This is a genomic window from Micromonospora sp. NPDC018662, from assembly GCF_044391475.1.
GTDB lineage: Bacteria > Actinomycetota > Actinomycetes > Mycobacteriales > Micromonosporaceae > Micromonospora.
In genome coordinates, this window is the sequence record NZ_JBISAC010000014.1 from 37704 (window position 1) to 58717 (window position 21014).

General features: G+C 74.0%; 26 protein-coding genes. 13 read left to right on the forward strand and 13 right to left on the reverse strand.

Features of this window, described 5'->3' with window-relative positions; all coding sequences use genetic code 11:
- The first annotated feature begins 30 nt into the window (after positions 1–30).
- Entirely contained in the window at positions 31–1020 is a 990-nt protein-coding gene (locus ACH495_RS28575; RefSeq protein WP_396860909.1) for an RNA polymerase sigma factor RpoD/SigA, read from the forward strand.
- Positions 1021–1090: 70 nt separating this feature from the next.
- On the opposite strand, the gene ACH495_RS28580 is transcribed toward ACH495_RS28575, so the two are convergent.
- The 3 genes from ACH495_RS28580 to ACH495_RS28590 form a co-directional block, all read right to left on the reverse strand.
- A complete protein-coding gene (locus tag ACH495_RS28580) occupies positions 1091–2056 on the reverse strand; it encodes an NlpC/P60 family protein (protein ID WP_396860811.1) in 966 nt (321 codons plus the stop codon).
- Positions 2057–2233: 177 nt separating this feature from the next.
- Positions 2234–2563, reverse strand: coding sequence for a DUF3817 domain-containing protein (locus ACH495_RS28585; RefSeq protein WP_396860812.1), 330 nt, complete (start codon positions 2561–2563; stop codon positions 2234–2236).
- Positions 2564–2588: 25 nt separating this feature from the next.
- Positions 2589–3008 (reverse strand): hypothetical protein, encoded by a 420-nt coding sequence (locus ACH495_RS28590; RefSeq protein ID WP_396860813.1) that lies wholly within the window; start codon positions 3006–3008, stop codon positions 2589–2591.
- A 122-nt stretch (positions 3009–3130) separates the two neighbouring features.
- Here ACH495_RS28590 and ACH495_RS28595 point away from each other — a divergent pair, with 122 nt between their 5' ends.
- From ACH495_RS28595 to ACH495_RS28605, 3 genes are read left to right on the forward strand one after another with little or no spacing between them, the layout of a single operon-like run.
- Positions 3131–3430, forward strand: a complete 300-nt coding sequence (locus ACH495_RS28595) for a DUF6158 family protein (RefSeq protein ID WP_396860814.1) — start codon at positions 3131–3133, stop codon at positions 3428–3430.
- Positions 3430–3747: an SRPBCC family protein gene (locus tag ACH495_RS28600; RefSeq protein WP_396860815.1), complete on the forward strand. Its 318-nt coding sequence runs from the start codon at positions 3430–3432 to the stop codon at positions 3745–3747. The genes ACH495_RS28595 and ACH495_RS28600 overlap by 1 nt, the downstream gene beginning before the upstream one ends.
- Positions 3748–3779: 32 nt before the next feature.
- Positions 3780–4319 (forward strand): DUF1360 domain-containing protein, encoded by a 540-nt coding sequence (locus ACH495_RS28605; RefSeq protein WP_396860816.1) that lies wholly within the window; start codon positions 3780–3782, stop codon positions 4317–4319.
- Positions 4320–4375: 56 nt separating this feature from the next.
- On the opposite strand, the gene ACH495_RS28610 is transcribed toward ACH495_RS28605, so the two are convergent.
- From ACH495_RS28610 to ACH495_RS28620, 3 genes are read right to left on the reverse strand one after another with little or no spacing between them, the layout of a single operon-like run.
- Positions 4376–4579: a hypothetical protein gene (locus ACH495_RS28610; RefSeq protein ID WP_396860817.1), complete on the reverse strand. Its 204-nt coding sequence runs from the start codon at positions 4577–4579 to the stop codon at positions 4376–4378.
- Positions 4580–4604: 25 nt separating this feature from the next.
- Positions 4605–4838 (reverse strand): hypothetical protein, encoded by a 234-nt coding sequence (locus tag ACH495_RS28615; RefSeq protein ID WP_396860818.1) that lies wholly within the window; start codon positions 4836–4838, stop codon positions 4605–4607.
- Between the two features lie 39 nt (positions 4839–4877).
- Entirely contained in the window at positions 4878–5975 is a 1098-nt protein-coding gene (locus ACH495_RS28620; RefSeq protein WP_396860910.1) for a 3-deoxy-7-phosphoheptulonate synthase, read from the reverse strand.
- 252 nt (positions 5976–6227) lie between these two features.
- Between ACH495_RS28620 and ACH495_RS28625 the strand changes: the two genes are divergently transcribed.
- From ACH495_RS28625 to ACH495_RS28655, 7 genes are all read left to right on the forward strand, one after another.
- Positions 6228–6443, forward strand: coding sequence for a hypothetical protein (locus ACH495_RS28625; RefSeq protein WP_396860819.1), 216 nt, complete (start codon positions 6228–6230; stop codon positions 6441–6443).
- A 171-nt stretch (positions 6444–6614) separates the two neighbouring features.
- Positions 6615–7907, forward strand: coding sequence for a M16 family metallopeptidase (locus tag ACH495_RS28630; RefSeq protein WP_396860820.1), 1293 nt, complete (start codon positions 6615–6617; stop codon positions 7905–7907).
- Positions 7904–9247: a M16 family metallopeptidase gene (locus tag ACH495_RS28635; RefSeq protein WP_396860821.1), complete on the forward strand. Its 1344-nt coding sequence runs from the start codon at positions 7904–7906 to the stop codon at positions 9245–9247. Before ACH495_RS28630 ends, ACH495_RS28635 begins: the two co-directional genes overlap by 4 nt.
- A gap of 101 nt (positions 9248–9348) precedes the next feature.
- Entirely contained in the window at positions 9349–10371 is a 1023-nt protein-coding gene (locus tag ACH495_RS28640; RefSeq protein ID WP_396860822.1) for an aspartate-semialdehyde dehydrogenase, read from the forward strand.
- An 83-nt stretch (positions 10372–10454) separates the two neighbouring features.
- Positions 10455–10871: a CBS domain-containing protein gene (locus ACH495_RS28645; protein WP_396860823.1), complete on the forward strand. Its 417-nt coding sequence runs from the start codon at positions 10455–10457 to the stop codon at positions 10869–10871.
- Between the two features lie 160 nt (positions 10872–11031).
- Positions 11032–11403: an SCP2 sterol-binding domain-containing protein gene (locus ACH495_RS28650; protein ID WP_396860824.1), complete on the forward strand. Its 372-nt coding sequence runs from the start codon at positions 11032–11034 to the stop codon at positions 11401–11403.
- Positions 11403–13463 carry a glycogen debranching N-terminal domain-containing protein gene (locus ACH495_RS28655; RefSeq protein WP_396860825.1) on the forward strand — a complete coding sequence of 687 codons (2061 nt, stop codon included), beginning with the start codon at positions 11403–11405 and terminating at the stop codon, positions 13461–13463. Before ACH495_RS28650 ends, ACH495_RS28655 begins: the two co-directional genes overlap by 1 nt.
- A gap of 7 nt (positions 13464–13470) precedes the next feature.
- Here the strand turns inward: ACH495_RS28655 and ACH495_RS28660 are convergent, their stop codons facing one another.
- Complete coding sequence (locus ACH495_RS28660; protein WP_396860826.1) at positions 13471–13863, reverse strand: VOC family protein; 393 nt, start codon at positions 13861–13863, stop codon at positions 13471–13473.
- A 118-nt stretch (positions 13864–13981) separates the two neighbouring features.
- On the opposite strand from ACH495_RS28660, the gene ACH495_RS28665 reads away from it, so the two are divergent.
- Positions 13982–14734 carry a lysophospholipid acyltransferase family protein gene (locus ACH495_RS28665; protein WP_396860827.1) on the forward strand — a complete coding sequence of 251 codons (753 nt, stop codon included), beginning with the start codon at positions 13982–13984 and terminating at the stop codon, positions 14732–14734.
- Positions 14735–14765: 31 nt separating this feature from the next.
- Here ACH495_RS28665 and ACH495_RS28670 read toward each other — a convergent pair whose 3' ends face one another.
- The 6 genes from ACH495_RS28670 to ACH495_RS28695 all read right to left on the reverse strand — a co-directional run bounded on the left by ACH495_RS28670 (position 14766) and on the right by ACH495_RS28695 (position 20485).
- Positions 14766–15509 (reverse strand): hypothetical protein, encoded by a 744-nt coding sequence (locus ACH495_RS28670; RefSeq protein ID WP_396860828.1) that lies wholly within the window; start codon positions 15507–15509, stop codon positions 14766–14768.
- A 73-nt stretch (positions 15510–15582) separates the two neighbouring features.
- Entirely contained in the window at positions 15583–16299 is a 717-nt protein-coding gene (locus ACH495_RS28675; RefSeq protein ID WP_396860829.1) for a response regulator transcription factor, read from the reverse strand.
- Positions 16269–17513, reverse strand: a complete 1245-nt coding sequence (locus ACH495_RS28680) for a hypothetical protein (protein ID WP_396860830.1) — start codon at positions 17511–17513, stop codon at positions 16269–16271. The genes ACH495_RS28675 and ACH495_RS28680 overlap by 31 nt, the downstream gene beginning before the upstream one ends.
- A complete protein-coding gene (locus ACH495_RS28685) occupies positions 17503–18681 on the reverse strand; it encodes a sensor histidine kinase (RefSeq protein ID WP_396860831.1) in 1179 nt (392 codons plus the stop codon). The genes ACH495_RS28680 and ACH495_RS28685 overlap by 11 nt, the downstream gene beginning before the upstream one ends.
- A 129-nt stretch (positions 18682–18810) precedes the next feature.
- Positions 18811–19611: a class I SAM-dependent methyltransferase gene (locus ACH495_RS28690; protein WP_396860832.1), complete on the reverse strand. Its 801-nt coding sequence runs from the start codon at positions 19609–19611 to the stop codon at positions 18811–18813.
- Between the two features lie 40 nt (positions 19612–19651).
- On the reverse strand, positions 19652–20485 hold the full coding sequence (locus ACH495_RS28695; protein ID WP_396860833.1) for an alpha/beta fold hydrolase: 834 nt from the start codon (positions 20483–20485) through the stop codon (positions 19652–19654).
- A gap of 61 nt (positions 20486–20546) precedes the next feature.
- Between ACH495_RS28695 and ACH495_RS28700 the strand changes: the two genes are divergently transcribed.
- Entirely contained in the window at positions 20547–20957 is a 411-nt protein-coding gene (locus tag ACH495_RS28700; protein ID WP_396860834.1) for a TIGR03618 family F420-dependent PPOX class oxidoreductase, read from the forward strand.
- Positions 20958–21014 lie beyond the last annotated feature (57 nt).

Consider the following 21014-nt stretch of genomic DNA (forward strand, 5'->3'; position numbering starts at 1 on the left):
GAGTCACGGGGAGGGCTGATGAACGTGGGGATGGCAAGGAACCGGGCAACCGGCGCGAGCGAGGGGACCGTGGCAATCGTGGACAAGAACATCGGCATGCGTACCGACGAGGTCGCCGAGGAGCGGGACCTGGTCGGCGTCTACCTGCACGAGATCTCCCGGACGCCGCTGCTGGACGCCGCCCGGGAGGTGGACCTCTCCAAGTCGATCGAGGCCGGCCTCTACGCCGAGCACCTGCTCGACTCCGACCGGATCCCCGACGGGGCCACCCGGGAGGAGCTGGAGCGCGTGGTCGCCGACGGTGAGCGGGCGAAGGACCTGTTCATCCGCGCGAACCTGCGGCTGGTCGTCTCCATCGCCCGACGCTACGTGCGCTCCGGCATGCCCATGCTGGACCTGATCCAGGAGGGCAACACCGGCCTGGTCCGGGCGGTCGAGAAGTTCGACTACGAGCGGGGCTTCAAGTTCTCCACCTACGCGACGTGGTGGATCCGGCAGGCCATCAGCCGCGCGATCGCCCAGCAGGAGCGGACCGTACGGCTGCCCGTGCACCTGGTCGAGGACGTCAACCGGATGCGCAACGTGGCCCGGCAGCTCACCCGCGAGCTGGGCGCCGACCCGGAGCCGGAGCAGATCGCGGCCTCGCTCGGCGTCACCGTCGAGCGGGTCAACGAGCTGGTCCGCTGGTCGCAGGACACCGTCTCGCTGGACACCCCGGTGGGCGACGACGGCGACACCAACCTCGGTGACCTGGTCGCCGACAGCGACGCCCCGTCGCCGGAGGAGATCGTGCTCACCGGCCTGGAGCGGCAGCGGATCGAGGGGCTGCTCAACCACCTCGACGACCGGTCGGCCGGCATCATGCGGGCCCGCTACGGCCTGGAGGACGGGCGGGAGCACTCGCTGACCGAGGTCGCCTCCCGGTTCTCGCTCTCCCGGGAGCGGATCCGCCAGCTCGAGATCCAGGCCCTCGGCCGGCTCCGTGAGCTGGCCCGCGCCGAGGGGCTGCAGGCGGCCTGACCTGGTAGTAATGAAACGACGAAACGGCCGGCGTCCGACAGGGGGACGCCGGCCGTTTCGCTGTCGCCGATCAGACCCGGCCGTAGCCGGCGATCGACATGATGTTCATGCCGCGTTTGCTGACGTTGCGGCCCGCGCTCGGCGCGTCGATGATCTGGCCGCCGCCGACGTAGATGGCGACGTGCCCGAGCCCGGAGTAGAACACCAGGTCACCCGGTTGCAGCTGGCTGCGGCTGATCCGGGTGGTGGCTCTCCACTGGGCCGCCGCGTTGTGCGGCAGCGACTTCTTGGCGGCCCGCCAGGCGGCCAGCGTCAGACCCGAGCAGTCGTAGCTGCCGGGGCCCTCGGCGCCCCACCCGTAGGGCTTGCCGACCGCGCCGTACGCGTACCGCACCGCCACCCCGGCGTCGCCGGAGACGGCCGGCGGCTTGCCCGCCGAACTCGCCTTGGCCGGCGCCTCGGTGGCCCGCCCGTACGCCTGCCGGCGCATCTCGTAGAGGCGGGACAGGTCCGCCTCGATCCGCTTCTTCCCGGCGGCGAGCTGCTTGGCCTGCGCCGCCTCCCGAGCCAGCGTGACGTCCAGCTGGGTCTTCTGGTCGATCAGCCGGCGCTGGTCGGCGGTGAAGCCGGTGATGGTGCGCTGCCGCTGGCGGGTGAGCTGGTCCAGCGTGCCCAACCGCTCCGGCAGTGCGGCGGTGCCGCCCGGCTCCAGCAGCGCGGCCGCGGTGCGCATGCCACCGGTCTTGTACGCCGTGGCGGCCAGCACGCCCACGTCGGCGCGGCTCCGCTCGGCCTGTTCCTGCAACGGGCCGATCTTCGCCTCCAACGAGGCCGCGGTGGCCTTGTTGGCCTTGATGTCCTCGTTGAGCTTGTTGTAGGACTCGACGATTCGCTCCAGCTCAGTCGAGGACTTCTCGATCTGCTTCGTCAGTTCGGCGGGGGTGGGCTCGGCCCGAGCCACCGACGCCGGGGCGAGCAGCGCGGCCGAGAGGCCGGCCACCGCCAGCGAGCGGAGCAGCATCCGTAAGGACGACAAGAGCGGAAAGCTCCTCTCCAGGGTCGGCGGGACGCGTCTCGCGACCCGTCGACACCGGCCCGGCGCCATCCGGGCGGATGGCGGTCGACCGGACCGACCTGGACAACCTAACCCGTGATCGGAGCGAACGGGAGTTCAAGCAGGGGCGAAAGTTGGCAAAGTGTCAGAAAGTGACGGTCAGCTCGCGACCGGCTCCGGAGCCGGTGACCGGCGCTCGGCGGCCACCCAGTGGCTCACCCGCCGCTCCGCGTAGAACGAGACGAACGGCACGGTGCCGGCCAGCATCACCAGCAGCATCCGCTTCAACGGCCAGTCGGCGCGGCGGGACAGGTCGAACGTCAGCGCCAGGTAGAGCATGTAGAGCCAGCCGTGCGCGACACCCACCACGGCCACCACGCTCGGGTTGTCGAAGCCGTACTTCAGCGGCATGCCGATCAGGACCAGCACCACCAGCGCCACGCCCACGATCCAGGCGATCACGCGGTACCGGGTAAGGGCTCCGCCCACCGTCGTCCGTCCTTCCGCACCGGCCTCAGCCGGGATAGTCGCCGGGCCGGGCGCCCGGATTGGCGTTCAACCAGGAAAGGTAGCGGTTGTACGCGGCCAGCTCGCCGTCGTCCGCGCCGTCCGCCGGGATCGACGGCACCCGGGCGACGCGCACCGGCCGGCGTACCGCCGGGGTCGGCGCGACCGGCTCGCCGCCGTCGGTCGCCGACGGCGCGTCCTCCGCCGACGGGCCCGGCGCGGCCCGCCGCGCCTGCCGCACCTCGCGCCACCAGACGAAGACCACGAAGCCGGCGAAGACCGGCCACTCGATCGCGTACCCGAAGCTCAGCGCGTTGCCCCCGGCGGCGCGGGTGACCTGCCACCAGCCCAGCCCGAGGAAACCCACCACCAGCACGACCATGGCCACGTGGCGGGCGATCCACGCCGGTGTCCAGAGCCGATGCATGCCATCGAGGGTACCGGGGCCGGCGGCCGTCTCCGACGCGGCGTCGTAGGTGGCGTGGGTTTGGTGACACAGCGGCTGGGCATCCGTCTAGTCGCCAGCCCGAACGAGACGAGGGGGCGACGATGACCGAATCGGTACGCCGGGACACCAGCCCGGAACAGCGCGTCACCGAGTGGGACGGTGACCACGCCCGCACCGGGGACACCGACGGCGAACTGCCCGGCGTGGACCCCACCGAGCTGAGCGACGAGGACCTGATCCGCGAGGTGCGGAGCCTGCACCGGACCCGGCTGGACACGCTGCGGCACGCCACCGACTCCGCGCTCGCCAACCACCTGCGCCGCACCGCCGAGCTGGAGACCGAGTACCTGGCCCGGCACCCCGGCCGGGAGGTCGACCCGCACCGGCTGCGGGACGCCTGATGGCCAGCCACGCCGAGCGCGGCATGTCCGCGCCGCCCGAGGTGGTGTTCAACACCGCCACCGACCCGGACCGGTCCGCCGCCTGGCTGCCCGAGGAGCTGCGCGGCTCCGGCGCCTGCCGGGTGGAGGTGCTCGACGCCGACGACATGCGGGCCCGGTGGAGCAGCGCCGACTGGTCCGCGGAGATCGACGTGGAACCGGCCGACGCGGGCGGCGCCCGGGTCCGGCTCGACCTGGCCGGCCCGGACCACGGACTGGCCGACGAGATCCTGGTCAACCTCGACCGCGAGGTGGCCGACAACCTGACCGCCGGTTGAACCCGGCCGCCATGACGACGAGGGAGGCCGGGTTGACCGGGAGTGGCCTGAAGCAGAAGGTGGCGCGCCTGCGCCAGGCGTACGCGCCGCACGAGCACCGACCGCTGGAGGGCTACCTCAAGGCGATGGGCACCTACGCCGGGGTGACCGCGGCGCTGGTCGGGCTGGTCCGGGCGACCGGTCGACCGGTGCCGGAGCGGCCCACACCCGGCGACGTGGTGCTGCTCTCGATCGCCACGCACAAGCTGAGCCGGCTGCTGTCCAAGGACGCCATCACCAGCCCGCTGCGGGCGCCGTTCACCCGCTACGACCACCCGATCGGCAGCGGCGAGGTGATGGAGCAGGTCCGGGACGAGGGCAGCCCCACCCGGCACGCGCTCGGCGAACTGGTCAGCTGCCCGTTCTGCCTGGCGGTGTGGGTGGCCACCGGGCTCACCGGCGGCCTGGTGCTGGCTCCCCGGCTGACCCGGCTGGTGGCCACCGCGCTGACCGCGGTCGCCGCCTCCGACTTCCTCCAGATGGGCTACGCGGTGGCCCAGCGGGCCGCCGAGGGCGAGCACCACGGGAAGTGAGCACGACGGAACGGGGCCGGCGCGACTGCGCCGGCCCCGTCGTCGTACCCGCGGGCTCAGGTGGGGGTGGTGCCGTGGTCCTCGCCGGCCCAGCCGCGCGACGTCTCCGGCTCCCGGTCGTCCTCGCCGGTGACGATGTCCCGGTCCACCGCGGTGCGGTCGTGCTCGTTGGCGAAGTCCGGCTCCGGCAGCGTGTCCACGCCCTCCGGGGGCTGGCCGAGCGCCGCCAGGTGCTCGTGCTCGGGTTCGCGGTCGGTCATGTCGCGTCCTCTCGTCGGCGGGGGCTCAGGCGACCGTGCCGCCCAGCAGGTCGGCCACCTCGTCCACCGCGTACTCGCCCTGCGGGAGCGCGGCGATCCGGGTGAGCAGCTCCGCCGGCAGCTCGGCGGTCACCGCCCGGCGGTAGATGTCGGTCTGACTGATCCGCTCCTGGCCGTGGTAGAGGTCGTCGAGCAGGTCGTCGAGCGGCCTGGTGTCCGGCTGCTCGGTCACTGGCGCGTCATCGGTCACGCCGACCACCTACCCGGCCCCGAACCGGTCAAACGCTCCCCAACCCGCTCAGGCGGGGGTGGGCAGCGCGGCGCGACGGGCGCGGACGGCGGCGGCCAGGTGGTCGAGCACCTCGGCGGTGGTGTCCCAGCCGATGCAGGCGTCGGTGATCGACCGGCCGTACTCCAGCTCCCGGGTCGGGTCCAGGTCCTGCCGGCCGGCGCGCAGGAAGCTCTCCAGCATGATCCCCACGATGCCGCGCTGACCGGCGGCGAGCTGCCCGGCCACGTCGGCGGCGACCAGCGGCTGGTTACGGTGGTCCTTGCCGCTGTTGGCGTGGCTGGCGTCGATCACCACGCGCTCGGGCAGGCCGGCGGCGCGCAGCAGGTCCAGCGCCCCGGCCACCGACTCCGCGTCGTAGTTGGGCCGGCCGCCCCCGCCGCGCAGCACCAGGTGCCCGTCGGCGTTGCCCCGGGTGTGCATGATCGCCGGGATGCCGGAGACGTCGATGCCGGGGAAGACGTGTGGGACGCCGGCCGCCCGGATCGCGTCGACAGCCGTGCCGATGCTGCCGTCGGGACGGTTCTTCATGCCGATCGGCATGGACAGGCCGGAGGCGAGCTGCCGGTGCACCTGGCTCTCCACGGTCCGGGCGCCGATCGCGCCCCAGGCCACCGTGTCGGCGATGTACTGCGGGGTGATCGGGTCGAGGAACTCGCAGCCCACCGGCAGGCCCAGCCGCAGCACGTCGAGCAGCAGCGTCCGCGCGGTCCGCAGACCGGTGTTCACGTCACCCGAACCGTCCAGCGCCGGGTCGTTGATCAGGCCCTTCCAGCCCACCGTCGAGCGCGGCTTCTCGAAGTAGACCCGCATCACCACCAGCAGGTCGTCGGCGACCCGGTCGGCCGCCTCGCGCAGCCGTCCCGCGTACTCCAGCGCGGCGGCCGGGTCGTGCACCGAGCACGGGCCGACCACCACCAGCAGCCGGTCGTCGGCGCGGTCCAGCACCCGGGCGACCGCGCGCCGGCCGGCGATGACGGCCTCGGCGAGGGGCGCGTCGAGCGGCAGGTGGTGGTGGAGCAGGGCCGGGGTGGTCAACGGCACGACGCGGTCGATCCGCTGGTCGATGACCCGGCGGGCGTCCGGGGACGTGGTCACGGTGGGAATCCTTCCGCCGACTGCGCCCCGGGGCCGGCGCCCAGGGTGTCGAGCCGGCTGCTCGCATGCGAAAGGGCAGGGAATCATCCCTGCCCGGCCGGCTCGAAGAGGTGGTGACGTCAGCTCACGGTCGAGTCACCGGCTCCTCCAGCCGGCTGCCTAAACCATCGATACGACCGCGTCACGTCAGCCAGCGTACCCGACGCGCCCGGGAATGCCCGCGCCGTTCCGCCAAGCGGGACGCGGGGTATGGGGGAACCCATGAGCCACCATCAGAGCGACCAGGACCGGATCGAGTCCCGCGCGCACCTGCTGCCCGAGGAGGCGGCGGCGGGCAGCGACGACCCCCAGGCCCAGGCCGACGCGATCCTCGCCGAATCGGATCTCCGGGAGGAGGACCAGAACGCCGCCCCGGACACGGTGCTGGAGCACCGCACGTCCGCCGACACCGTCACCCCCGTCGAGCCTCCCGACTGAGCACCGCGCCGGCCCCGGCGGCACGTTGCCGATCGGGTCGAAGGCCGGCACGGCGTCCTCCGGGTCGCCGTGCCGGCCACCCAGGCGCAGCTCGCCCGGACACCCCGTGGCGCGCGGAAGACGCTCCCGTGGTGTCGCCTTTCCGCCTACGGGATCGGATAGCGTCGTGCCATGCCCGACAGCGGTTTCCCCTGGCCGATCGAGACGACCCGACTGGACAACGGCCTGCGAGTGGTGGTGAGCGAGGACCGCACCGCCCCGGCCGTGGCGGTCAACCTCTGGTACGACGTGGGGTCCCGCCACGAACCGGCGGGCCAGACCGGCTTCGCTCACCTCTTCGAGCACCTGATGTTCGAGGGCTCGGTGAACGTGGCGAAGACCGAGCACATGAAGCTGATCCAGGGCGCGGGCGGCTCGCTCAACGCGACCACCAACCCGGACCGGACCAACTACTTCGAGACCGTCCCGGCCGAGCACCTGGAGCTGGCGCTCTGGCTGGAGGCCGACCGGATGGGCGGCCTGGTGCCGGCGCTCACCCAGGAGACGCTCGACAACCAGCGCGACGTGGTGAAGAACGAGCGGCGGCAGCGCTACGAGAACGTCCCCTACGGCGACGCCTGGCTGCGGCTGCTGCCGTTGCTCTATCCGCCCGGCCACCCCTACCACCACGCCACGATCGGGTCGATGGCCGACCTGAACGCCGCCGACCTGGCCACCTTCCAGGCGTTCCACACCACCTACTACGCGCCCAACAACGCGGTGCTCACCGTGGTCGGCGACACCACCGCCGCGGAGGTGTTCGCACTGGCCGACAAGTACTTCGGCGGCCTGACGCCGCGTCCGGACATCCCGGCCGCCCCGGACGGCCGCACGGTGCCGGCGACCGGCCGGCCGGCGGTGGAGACGGTCACCGCCGACGTGCCCGCCCCCCGCGTCTACCTGGCGCACCGCACCCAGCCGTTCGGCGCCCCCGGGTACGACGTGACCACGGTCCTCGCCACCGTGCTGGGCAGCGGCCGGGGCAGCCGGCTCTACCAGCGGCTCGCCGACGGTGAGCGGATCGCCCAGCCGGACCTGGTCGGGGCGTACGGGGTCGACCTGGCGCACGCGCCGGCCCCGCTGATCGCCACCGCCACCGCCCGCCCCGGCGTGACCGCCGAGCGGCTGCGCGACGGGCTGGCCGAGGTGGTCGACGAGCTGGCCACCGTGCCGGTGACGGCCGCCGAGCTGGACCGGGCCAAGGCGTTGCTGAGCACGTCGTGGTGGCGGCAGATGTCCACCGTGGACGGCCGTGCGGACACGCTCGGCCGCTACGCCACCCAGTTCGGCGATCCGGCCCGGGCCGCCGACCGGCTGCCCGGCTGGCTCGCCGTCACCGCCGAGCAGATCGCCGAGCAGGCCACCGAGCTGCTCGGCGCCGCCGACCGGGTGATCCTGACCTACCTGCCCGAGGAGACCTCATGACGCTGATCGCCACCCGTCCCGGTCCGGGCGCCGCCCGTGCCTACCGGTTCCCCCAGGTGGTCCGGCGGACGGTGGCCGGCGGTCAGGTGGTCGCCGCGCACCTGCCCGGGCAGAACCTGGCCGTCGCGTTGCTGCTGCTCGACGGCGGCGCCGGCCGGGAGCCGGTCGGCAAGGAGGGCCTCGGCGCGGTGCTGGCCAAGGCGCTGGAGGAGGGCACCGCGCACCGGGACGCCACCGCGTACGCGCTGGCCATCGAGGCGCTCGGCACCGAGCTGGTCACCGGGCTCGACTGGGACTCGTTCCAGGTCAGCGTGCAGGTCCCGGTCGACCGGCTGAGCGCGGCGGTGGAGCTGATGGCCGAGGCGGTCCGCACCCCGCGGCTCGACCCGGCCGACGTGCTGCGGGTCCGCGACGACGAGGCGACCGCGCTGCGGATGGACTGGGCCAACCCGGGCCCGCGCGCCGACGCCGTGCTGCGCGCCGACCTGTTCGGCGCCGAGCACAGGTGGGGCCGCCCGCTCTACGGCGACCCGGACAGCGTGGCCGCGCTGGAGGCGGACGACGTCACGGTCTTCCACTCCGAGTGGTTCATCCGCCCCGGCACGCTGATCGTCGCCGGGGACCTGGAGCGGATCGACCTGGACGCGCTCGGCGCGGCGGCGTTCGTCGGCACCGGTGGCGGCCCGGTCGACCGGGGCGGCCCGATCGACGTGCCGCTGGCCGAACGGCGGCGGATCATCCTGGTCGACCGGCCCGGCTCGGTGCAGTCCACGCTGCGGCTCGGCCACCCGTCCCCGCACCGCGGGCACCCCGACCACGTGCCGATGACGCTCGCCGGCACCGTGCTCGGCGGCGCGTTCACCTCCCGCCTCAACCACCTGATCCGCGAGGTGCGGGGCTACACGTACGGGATCCGGGGCGACTTCGCCTCGTCGCGGCGGTTCGGCCGGTTCGCGGTCAGCTCCGGCGTGCAGACCGCGGTGACCGCGCCGGCGCTGGTGGAGTCCGTGGGGGAGGTGTCGCGTACCCGGGATGCCGGGGTGACCGAGGAGGAGCTGGAGGTGGCCCGTTCCTGGCGGGCCGGGCAGCTCTCGGTCGAGCTGCAGAGCCCGCGGGCCATCGCGTCGGCGCTGACCACGCTGGTGGTGCACGACCTGCCGGACGACTACCACGCCCGGCTGCGCGAGGCGCTGCTCGCGGCCACCGTCGAGGAGGTCTCCGCGGCGGCCGCGACGCACCTGCGCCCGGAGGCGCTGACGCTGGTGGTCGAGGGCGACGCGGCGGTGATCCGGGACGAGTTGGTGGCCGCCGGTCTCGGCGAGGTGGTCGACCACGGGTGACCCGGCGGGGCGGCGGGATCGCTGTGTGATTCCCGTCGCCCCGGCCCGCGCGCTGGGAAACGCTTCCCGTCCGGCCGGCCCGGCTGGGTAGCCTCGCGGGCATGAGGATCGGCATTGTGGGTGCCACCGGCCAGGTCGGTGGCGTTATGCGGCAGGTGCTGGCGGAACGCGAGTTCCCGGCGGAGCAGGTGCGGTTGTTCGCCTCGGCGCGGTCGGCCGGGCGTGCCCTGCCGTGGCGCGACGGCGAGGTCACGGTCGAGGACGCGGCCACCGCGGACTACCGCGGCCTGGACATCGTGCTCTTCTCGGCCGGCAAGGCCACCGCGAAGGAACTGGCCCCCCGGGTCGCCGAGGCCGGCGCCGTGGTGATCGATAACTCGTCGGCCTACCGGATGGACCCGGCGGTGCCGCTGGTGGTCGCCGAGGTCAACCCGCACGCCCTCGCCGACCGGCCCAAGGGCATCGTGGCCAACCCGAACTGCACCACGATGGCGGCCATGCCGGTGCTGCGCCCGCTGCACGCCGAGGCCGAGCTGGTCAGCCTGGTCGTCGCCACCTACCAGGCGGTCTCCGGCGCCGGCCTGGCCGGGGTGGCCGAGCTGGACGACCAGGTCCGCAAGGTGGCCGAGGGCGCGAGCGCGCTCGCCTTCGACGGCGCGGCCGTCGAGTTCCCCGCGCCGCGCTCGTTCGCCGCGCCGATCGCGTTCAACGTGCTGCCGCTGGCCGGCTCGATCGTCGACGACGGCTCGAACGAGACCGACGAGGAGCAGAAGCTGCGCAACGAGAGCCGCAAGATCCTGGAGATCCCCGGGCTGAAGGTCTCCGGCACCTGCGTACGGGTGCCCGTGTTCACCGGTCACTCGTTGCAGATCAACGCCCGGTTCGCCCGGCCGATCGACCCGGCCCGCGCCCGCGAGCTGCTCGACGGCGCACCCGGGGTGGCGCTGCGCGACGTGCCCACCCCGCTGGAGGCGGCCGGCCAGGACCCGACGTTCGTCGGGCGGATCCGGGTGGACGAGACGGTCGCGCACGGCCTGGCGCTGTTCTGCTCCAACGACAACCTGCGCAAGGGCGCGGCGCTCAACGCCGTGCAGCTCGCCGAGCTGGTCGCCGCCGAGCGCTGACCCCGCTCGGGGGCTGTCCGGCCCGGGTTACCCCGCCTGCGGCGGCGGGTAGACCGCGGTGCCGACACCGAGAGGGGAGCACCATGACAACGGTCGGAGAGTTCATGACGACCCGGTTGGTGACGATGGACGGCAACGACACGCTCACCGCGGCGGCGCAGGAGATGCGCGACAGCGCCATCGGCGACGTGGTGGTGACCGACGGCGACAACGTGGTCGGCATCGTCACGGACCGGGACATCGCGGTCCGCGGCGTGGCCGAGGACCGGAACCCCGCCACCACCCGGCTCAACGAGATCACCAGCAAGGACGTGGTGACGGTGAGCCAGTACGACGACGCGGTGGCCGCCGCCGACCTGATGCGCACGTACGCCGTCCGCCGGCTCCCGGTCATCGAGGACGGGAAGCTGGTCGGGCTGGTGTCCATGGGTGACCTGGCGGTCGAGCGGGAACCCCAGTCGGTGCTCGCGGACATCAGCGCCGACGACCCCAACAACTGACCTGTCCGACGCGGTGGACGCCGGCCCCCGGTTCGGGGGCCGGCGTTTCGCGTACCCGTCCCGTCGCCTCACCCGAATCGGGCGAGGTTGAGCCGGGGCCCGGCGGGGACCCGTCCTGGCGACGAGGGGACCGCTGAGGCGCGGGAGGAGTCACCCGGCGATGGTGGACACGACCACGAGATTCTTCGAGGACCTGGACCGGCGGGGGTTCGAGCCCCTGCTGGTCAAGACGTCCGGCACGCTCCGGTTCGACCTGCACGAGGGCGCCCAGACCACGCACTGGCTGCTGGAGATCGACCGGGGCAACCTGCGGGTCCGCCAGGAGGACGGTGAGGCGGACACCGTGGTCGGCACCGAGCCCCGGCTCTTCTCCGCGCTCGTCGACGGCGAGGAGAACGCCATCGCGGCGCTGCTGCGCGGCGACATGACGGTCGTCGGTGACCTGCGGCTCGTGTTGCAGATCGAACGCGTCTTCCCCGGCCCGCCGGACTCCCGCGGGCCGCGCCACGCATTCTCCAGGAGGGCCGCCTGATGGCCGGGAACAACTCCGTCCGGATCCTGGACGGCAACACGTTCGTGGTCTCCGAGGACACCGGCGACATCGAGGCCACGCCGACGGAGCCGACCGGCCTGTTCTCCCTCGACACGCGTTACCTGTCGAAATGGGTGCTCACGGTCGACGGTGAGCGGCTCAACGCGCTCTCCTACGACGACCTCCAGTACTACGAGGCGCGTTTCTTCCTGGTGCCCGGCATGGCCACGCACTACGTCGACGCGAAGCTGTCGGTCATCCGGGAACGGGTGGTCGGCGGCAGCTTCCGGGAGACCCTCAGCGTCCTGAACCACGACGAGAACGCGGTCGACCTGGAGATCCGGATGGACGCCGGCGCCGACTTCGCCGACCTCTTCCAGGTCAAGGACGAGATCCTCAACAAGAAGGGCGAACTGTACGCCGAGGCGGAGCCGGACCGGCTGCGGCTGGGCTACCGGCGGGGGAACTTCAAGCGGGAGACGGTCGTCTCCGCGAACCAGCCGGCCCGGTACGACAACCGGGGCGTCTCCTGGAGCATCCACCTGGAGCCCAACGAGCAGTGGGACGTCCTCATCGACGTGCAGACGTTCGCCATCGGCCCGGGTGGCCGGGACCTGCGGATCGGGCTGCGGGCGCACGGCACCGAGCGGCTCGCGCTCCAGCACGACCTGGAGGAGTGGATCGACCAGGCCCCCAAGGTCAACAGTGAGCACGGCCGGGTCTCCGCGACCTACCGGCGGAGCCTGGTCGACCTCGCCGCGCTGCGCTTCTCACCGCTGTCGCTCGGCGGGCAGACGCTGCCCGCCGCCGGCCTGCCCTGGTTCATGACCATGTTCGGCCGGGACAGCATCCTCACCTGCCTCCAGGTGCTGCCGTTCGCGCCCGAGATGTCCAAGACCACGCTGCGCATCCTCGGCGCCCTCCAGGGGACGCGGTTCGACGACTTCCGGGACGAGGACCCGGGCCGGATCCTGCACGAGATGCGGTACGGCGAGACCGCCGCGTTCGAGGAGCAGCCGCACTCGCCCTACTACGGCTCGGTGGACGCGACCCCGCTGTTCGTGGTGCTGCTCGACGAGTACGAGCGGTGGAGCGGGGACGTCGCGCTGGTCAAGGAGCTGGAACGGGAGTGTCGCGCCGCGTTGAAGTGGATCGACGACTACGCCGACCTGGCCGGCAACGGCTACGTCTGGTACGAGCGGCGCAACACCGAACACGGCCTGGAGAACCAGTGCTGGAAGGACTCCTGGGACTCCATCTCGTACGCCGACGGTTCGCTGCCGCCGTTCCCGCGGGCGAGCTGCGAGGTGCAGGGGTACGCCTACGACGCGAAGATGCGGGCCGCCCGGCTGGCGCGGGAGTTCTGGGGCGACCCCGCGTACGCCGATCAGTTGGAACGCGAGGCGGCGGAGCTGAAGGCACGGTTCAACCGCGACTGGTGGGTCGCCGACGGTGGCTTCTACGCGCTCGCCCTGGACCCGGACGGACGGCAGTGCGACGTGCTCAGCTCCAACATCGGCCATCTGCTGTGGAGCGGCATCGTCGACGACGAGCGGGCACCGCAGATCGCCGAGCACCTGCTCGGGCCGCGGCTCTGGTCCGGCTGGGGGGTGCGGACGCTGGCCGAGGGCGAGGTCCGCTACAACCCGATCGGCTACCACAACGGCACGATCTGGCCGTTCGACAACTCGTTCGTCGCCTGGGGCCTGCGCCGGTACGGCTTCGCCGACGAGGCGGCCACGGTGGCCAACGGCATCCTGGACGCGGCCACCTACTTCGACGGCCGGCTGCCGGAGGCGTTCGGCGGCTACCAGCGGGAGCTGACCAAGTTCCCGGTGGAGTACCCGACCGCGTGCAGCCCCCAGGCGTGGTCGACCGGCGCGCCGCTGCTGCTGATCCGGACCATGCTGGGGTTGGAGCCGCACGAGGGACACCTGGCGGTGGACCCGCGGCTGCCGGTCGGCATGGGGCGGATCGAGGTGCTGGACATCCCGGGCCGGTGGGGCCGGGTGGACGCGTTCGCCCGGGGCCGGCTGGACCTGCACAACCCGGCCGGTTGACCCCGGCTCAGTGGCCGGCCGGCGGTGCGTCGGCGTGCGCCTCGTTCGGCGGCAGCAGGCAGAACTCGTTGCCCTCCGGGTCGGCCAGCACGGTCCACCGGGGCAGCTCGCGGACCACCGTCGCGCCGGCCTCCAGCACGGCGGCGCGCTCCTCGGCGTCGCCGACCAGGTCGAGGTGGATCCGGCCGGGGGCGGGCAGCTCGCCGGCCGGGCTGATCCACACGTCCGGCCGCCGTCCGTGCGGGTCGCGCAGCAGCACCGCCTCGGCCGGCCCGAGCGTACGGTCGGCGAGCCTCACCCGGTCCGCCTCCGCCACGGGCAGCCCGCTGACCGCGCTCCAGAACGGGGCGAGCAGGTAGGGATCGCGGCAGTGGATGACGATCGCGGCGAGATCGGGCATGCCTCGAACCTAGCCGGCCGGGCCGGCCGGCAGGACGTTGTCCAGGAACGCGGCGGCGACCGCGCGCAGGGCAGAGCGGCACTACGGTCCGGTAACCTACGCGGGGTAAAGTTATCGGATGCCGGAACTCGTGTACCCGCCCGTGATCACCGCCGCCAAGACGATGTTCCGCGCTCTCGACCTGCGCCTGGACGTGACCGGCAGCGAGCACGTGCCGCAAGCCGGCGGGGCGGTGCTCGCGTCCAACCACGTGAGCTACCTCGACTTCATCTTCTGCGGCTACGGCGCGCACGAGTCCCGTCGGCTGGTTCGGTTCATGGCCAAGGAGAGCGTCTTCCGGCACCGCGTCTCCGGCCCGCTGATGCGCGGCATGAAGCACATCCCGGTCAACCGCGCCGCCGGCGCCGGGTCGTACGCCGCCGCGGTCGGCGCGCTGCGCCGGGGCGAGGTGGTAGGCGTCTTCCCGGAGGCGACGATCAGCCGGTCCTTCACCGTCAAGGACCTCAAGAACGGTGCGGCCCGGATGGCGCAGGAGGCCGGCGTGCCGCTGCTGCCGGTCGCGCTCTGGGGCACCCAGCGGCTCTGGACCAAGGGTCGCCCGCGCACCCTGACCCGCCGGCACACCCCGATCACCATCCTGGTCGGCGAGCCGATGGACCCGGCCGCCTACCCGGACGCCACCGCCATGACCGCCGACCTGCGGACCCGGCTGTCGGCGCTGGTCGACCGCGCCCAGCGGGACTACCCGGACCAGCCGGCCGGCCCGGACGACGCCTGGTGGCAGCCGGCCCACCTGGGCGGTGCCGCGCCCACCCCGGAGCAGGCCGTCGAGCTGGACCGGTCCGAGCGCCGCTCCCGCAGCACCTCCTGACCGCCCCACCCGCCGCCGGTGGGCGGAGCGGTCAGCAGGCGGAGCCGGGCCGGTCCCGGGCCGGGAAGTCGAACAACGGCCACGACGACTCCTCCGCCACCGGCTGGCGGTAGTAGTCGTCCCGGGTCAGGAACTCCACCGGAAGCGAGCCGGGCAGCGTCACCACCCCGACCGTCGGGCCGGGGGACGCGGCGACCCGGGTGGCGAGCGCGTCCCGCTCCGGTGGGGACAGGTCGACCAGGTCGGGGTGGGCCAGCCGGAACCCGGCGACCGCGCGGCGGACCTGCCGGGCCAGCGCGGTGACCAGGTCGACCGGACCGCTCAGCCCCAGCGCCGGTTGCCGGATGGTGCGCAGCGCGTCGCAGACCACCCGTAGCTCCGCCGTGTCACGGTCGGTCTCGGCCACCTCCAGCCGGGACGGCCACTGCCAGCGAATCTGACCGCTGACCAGGCGGGACAGCCGGACCGGGCGCCGGTGCCGGGCGCCGGTCGGGCCGTCCCGCCCGGGAACCAGGGACAGCTCGGAGCCGGTGGAGAGGTACGCCAGCCGCCGGTCGGTCACGGTGACCGACGCCGGGTCGGGCAGCGCCCAGCAGCGGACGTCCTCGGTGGGGCCGAGCAGGTGGCCGGTGACCGGCAGGCGGTGCTGGGCGAGCAGCCGCTCACCCGGTTCGAGCACCAGCGCGTAGCGCCGGTCGAGCAGGGGGCGGGTGGGGTCGTCGTCGGCGTCGAACCGGTGTGGCCCGATGAAGAAGGGTGCGGCGTCCTCCGGCACGGTACGACCTCCCGGTGACGGTTGGCGGTACCGGTGAGCCTGACCGATCCCCGGTCCACTGTCATGACGCCCGTTAGGGGGTCGGCCGGTCGGCCGACGCCTGCGACCGGTAGATGCCGATCTCTTCCGGTCGGACGAGGCCGTCCTCGATCGCGCGGGCGAGTAGGGCCGCCTTGGTGGCCGCCGGACGCCCCGCCCGGGTGTACTTGATCCGCGCCCGGTCCACGTACTGCTTCACGGTGTGCTCGCTGATCTGCATCCGGCGGGCCACCGACGCCTTCGACATCGACTGGAACCACAGCAGCAGCGCCTCACGCTCCTTGTCCGACAGGGACGGCCGGTCCGGACGGGCGTCGCCGACCATCGCGCCGGCCAGCGCCGGCGGCACGTACGGGCGGTCGCTCGCCGCCGCCAGCACGGTGGCCACGCAGTGTTCCCGCCCCTCGTGCTTGGCCAGGAACGCGGCCGCGCCCGCGTCCAGCGCGGCCAGCATGGTCTGCGGGTCGGTGTGCTCGGAGTAGACCACCACCCGCCGCCCGGCGGCGCTCAGCTCGGCCAGCTTGTCGAGCACCATCCGCCCGTGCAGCCGCAGGTCGAGCAGCACCACCTCGGCCTCCGGCGCGGCCCGCAGCACCGTGTCGGGGTCGTCGCCGGTCGCCAGCACCCGCAACCGCGGCTCGGTGGACAGCCAGGCGCGTACGCCGTCGATCACCACGGGATGGTCGTCGACGATCGCCACCCCGACCGGCCGCCCGGCGTTCACGCCTGCCGCCAGCGGGTCTGCGTCCATCTGATCTCCCCGTCCCGCTCGTGCAGGTGCTCCACCGACCGGTGCCCGTCCTGCGGTGGCACCGGATCGTCCGGGCCGTCGTGATCCGGGGTCACCAGGCTGACCACCACCTCGTCGGGGCCGGCGACCACCGTCAGCCGGGCCCAGCCGCGGGTCCCGGTGAGCGCCGCCGTGAGCGGCTCGGCCAGGCCCCGGCGCACGTCGACCGGCAGTTCCGGCGGCGTACCGACCGCCACCAGCTCGATCGGCAGACCGTTCCGCTCGGCCAGGTCGGCGGCGGCCCGCAGCTCGTGCAGCAGCGGGTCGGGCACGTCGTCGGACTCGGCGATCAGCCGGCGCAGCCGGGCCGCGGCCAGCACCGCGCGGCGGCGTACCGCCGGGTCGGCCGGGTCGGCGTCGCCGGCCGCCAGCGCCGCCAGCACCTCCTCGGCCGTGCCGCTGACCAGGGCGAGCCGGGCCTGCCGCTCGCCCTGCGCCCGTTCGGCGGCCTCCCGTTCGGCGGCCACGGCCGACGCCGCCGCCGCGGCACCGGCCCGGGCCCGGGCCAGCGCGGTGAGGGCCGCCGCGCCGGCGAAGACCGCCACCGGCAGCGTGGAGGTGCCATAGACGTACATCGCGAAGCGGCTCAGGTCGGCCGGCGTGGTCGCGCCGTGCAGCACCACCGCCACCAGCGCGATCGTCGCGTGCGCGGCGAGCAGCGCCAGCAGCCAGCGCACCGGCCGCTGCCAGAGCACCAGCAGGAAGAACCAGGCCAGCCCGCCCCACACCCAGTTCGCGGTGGTGAACAGGAACCGTTCGCCGGCCGCCGCGAAGACCGCCGCGTCGACCACCAGCAGCGCCGCGGCCAACCGCCGGGCCGGGGGCAGCCCGCCACCCAGCAGGCGTACGCCGGTGGCGACGCCGACCAACGCGGTGACCAGCCAACCGATGGCGACCACCGCCGGGGCGGCCATGCCGGGCCCCGCCGCCAGCACCGCAGGCAGGCCGATCGCCAGGTGCCAGGCCAACGCGATGCCGACCGCCACGAGCCGGGCACCCCGGTCCGACGCGTCCGCCACGGCGTGCGCGTGGGGCGGCGCCCCGGCCGACCCGGCGCGCGCCACCGGCCGGGCCCGGGCCGCCGTGCCGGTGCCCACGGTCGTGCCGGTGGGCGCCGCCGGGCCGGCCGGTACCGCGGTCGCGCTCGTCAGCGTCGTACCCGAATCAGTCGCCATCGGACCACTCCAGCCGTACCTGCGTGCCGGCGCCAGGGGCGGAAGTCACCACCGCCCGGCCGTCCACAGTGGCCATCCGCCCATGGATCGACTCGCGCAGCCCGTACCGGTGGGCCGGGACCGTGGCCGGGTCGAAGCCGGGACCGTCGTCGACCACCTCGACCACCACGGTGCCGCCCGCGCCGGCCAGGCGCAGCGTGGTGGTCGCGCCCGGCGCGTGCCGGGCCACGTTGGCCAGCGCGGCGGCGGCGCTGTCGGCGAGCGCCGCGGCGACCTCCGCCGGCACCCGGCACGGCGGCAGCGTCGCGGTCACCGCCAGCTCCGGCAGCCCGGCCAGCACCGTGCGCAGCCGCTCGTCGAGGTCCGCCTCGCCGGTCGCGGTCGCGGTCCGCGCCCCGGCCAGGGCGCCGAGGGTACGCAGGTCCGCCGCGCACCGCTCGCGCAGCGCCGCGGAACTGGCCGGGACCGCACCCAGCCCGACCATGGTCAGCGTGCCGAGGACGGTGTCGTGCAGGTCCCGGTTGTGTCGCCGCTCCGCCTCGCGGGCGGCGCGCGCCACCACCGCCTCGTGGGACAGCCGCTGGTAGCCGGCGAACGCGGCGTCGGCCCGGCCGAGCCAGCCGCGCATCACCGCTGTCATCACCGCCGTGCAGCCGGCCTGCACCAGCAGCGTGCCGGTGTGCGCGCGGGCCTCGACGGGGTTCCCGGCCAGCGTGGCGCCGGTGGCGTAGGCGGCGGTGACCAGCAGGGCAGCCGGCACCGACCAGCGGGCCGGCGCGGTGGCCTGCGCGTTGATCACGGTGGTGCTGGCCAGCACCGCGACCCAGCTCGCCTCGCCGGGCAGCACCTCCGGCGCGACCAGCCACGGCGTGGCCAGCGCGGTGACGCAGGTCAGCGCCACGTCGCCGGCCACCAACGCGCCACCGACGCCGTGCCGGAACGCGCGGACCGCGTACCAGCCGGACCACGCGGTGAGCGCGACGACGGTGGGGATCAGCAGCGCCACCCGCACCGGTGACGTCCGCACCGACAGGGCGACCACCGCGCCGACCAGGCCACAGGTGAGCCGGAGCAGCGCCGGCAGGGTGGTGAAGATCAGCGTGAACGCGCCGCCGGCCGGACGGTCCAGCGGGGACCGTGTCAGGGTCGTGGCGGCAGCCACCGGCATGGGGGATGGTGTCCTTCCGGCAGCGACCCGGCCGGGTCCGCGCGGCATAGATTGACGCCGGAGAATAACACGCTTTGTCGGAACCGGTCACCCTCGGTACGCGGCGCGTCGCCGTTGCGTTCCGCCTGTTCAGGCGCGGGCGACCGCGATCACGTGCGCGCTGGCCCCGAGCACGGCCCAGTCCCGCTCGAATGTTTCCGCGCAGGTCACCGCGTCGGCGAACAACCGCTCCGACGGGGCGGTGCCGAGCGCGTTCAGCACCGGCCACAGCGGACCCTCCACCCCGTACACCTCGGGTGTCGGCAGTCCGGCTGCGATGAACTCGTCGACCAGTTCCTCCGGCCGGTGGAAGTACGCGGTGGTGAAACCGGTGCGCGGGTCGTTCACCCCGGTCGCGTACTCCGTGCGCAGGAGCACCCGGTTGTCATCGTCGAGAAGGCCCTGCACGGTCAGGTCGATCAGGGCGGCATTGCGGCTGATCGCCGCCGCCACCACCGGCCCGCCCGGCCGGGTCAGCCGGGCCGCCTCCCGCAGCGCCGCCACCCGGTCCGCCCGCTCGATCAGGTGGTAGAGCGGCCCGAGCAGCAGCGCCGCGTCGGCCGTCGCGTCCGGCAGCGGTAGCGCGCAGGCGTCGCCGACAGTGGCCGTGACCTGCGGGTACGCGGCCCGAGCGGCGGCCACGTGCGCGGGCACCAGGTCGACCAGGTGCACCCGGTGCCCGGCGGCGGCGAGCGGACCCGCGTATGCGCCGGGGCCGCCACCGATGTCGAGCACCTCGGCCGGCGGACCCGGCAGCAGCCGGGCGAGCAGGTCGCGGGTGCGCCGCGCCTCCAACCGCCCCTGCGGGGACCGGTCGAGTCGGTCGGCCTCGACGAAGACCTCGGTGTAGTAGCGCTGAATGTCCGGCTCGGCCGGGCGGTGTGCGGGCATCCGCCGATGGTCGCCGAGAAGCGGACGAGCAGCATCCGGTTTACGCGTGGCGGCTGAGCCACTCTAGGGCCGACTCGGCGTGCCGGAGCACGGAGACGTGCCCGTCCTCGGGGAAACGGCGCAGCTCGGCCGACGGGCACCGGCCGGCCAGCCACCGCGCGTGCGCCACCGGCGCGATGCCGTCACGGTCGCCGTGCAGCAGCAGCACCGGCGGCGCGACGTCGACCGGATCGAAGCCCCACGGCCGCACGTAGGCCAGATCGTCGTCGATCAGCCCGCCGGGGCCGGACGCGACCGCCGGGCCGACCACGCTGTCGAACCAGGACCACTCGGCGTGCAGCGCGGCCAGGTCGGCGTCGGTGAACCCGGGATCGTATTCCACGCCGGAGGCCTCGTGCGCCTCCTTGGCCGCCCGCCCCGCGGTCGCGGCACGCAGCGACGCCACCCCGGACGGCACCATGCCGGCGAACCAGTCCAGCCCGGCCGCGCCGTACGGCGCCAGCCCGGCGCCGACCACCACCGCGACCACCCGCGCCGGCAGCAGCGCGCCGCAGGACAGGGCGTGCGGGCCGCCACCAGAGTGACCCATCACGGCGAACCGGTCGAGGCCCAGCGCGTCGGCCACCGCGGCCACGTCGGACGCCGCCGAGGCGACATCGCGATCCGGCAGCGGCGTGGAGCCGCCGTAGCCGGGACGGTCGTACGACACCCACCGCAGACCGAGGCGGTCGGCGGCGGCGAACAGCGGCGCGGGCGGGGCGCCGACGTTCGGTGTGCCGTGGTGCCAGACGACGGGGAGGCGGTCCGCCCCGCCGGTGTCGTAGACGTGCAGGACGCGGCCGTCGGGCCGGCGGAGGTCGGTCTCGGTCACCATGGTCGGACCCTAGCGGCGACCGGTGACACTCCCGCCGGCGCTGATGTGGTGCACTCGCCGAATGACCCGACCGCTGCCGGCACCACCTTCGCCCGACCTCGAAGCGCGACTCGCTCACGAGCGGAACGTCTGGCTGTGCACCCTGCGTCCGGACGGTTCCCCGCACCTGACGCCGGTGTGGTTCGTGCACGCCGACGGCGTCTGGTGGGTCAGCTGCGAGGAGACCAGCGTCAAGGCGCGGAACGTGGCGGCGGCCCCCCGGGTCTCCCTGGCCCTGGAGGGCGGCGACCAGCCGGTCGTCGCGGAGGGCGCCGCCCGGCTGCACCACGCCGACTTCCCACCCGCCGTCGTCGCCGCCTTCGCCGACAAGTACGCCGGCTGGGACATCCGGCAGCCGGTCACGCCGGACAGCGAGCGGGTCCTGCTGGAGATCCCGGTCCGCCGGTGGCTGTTCGCCGGGCGGGCGCGGTAGCCGTTCATGCGCGTGCATCCGAATTGCGCGCCGGCCGTGGTAGACCGGTACGAGCGT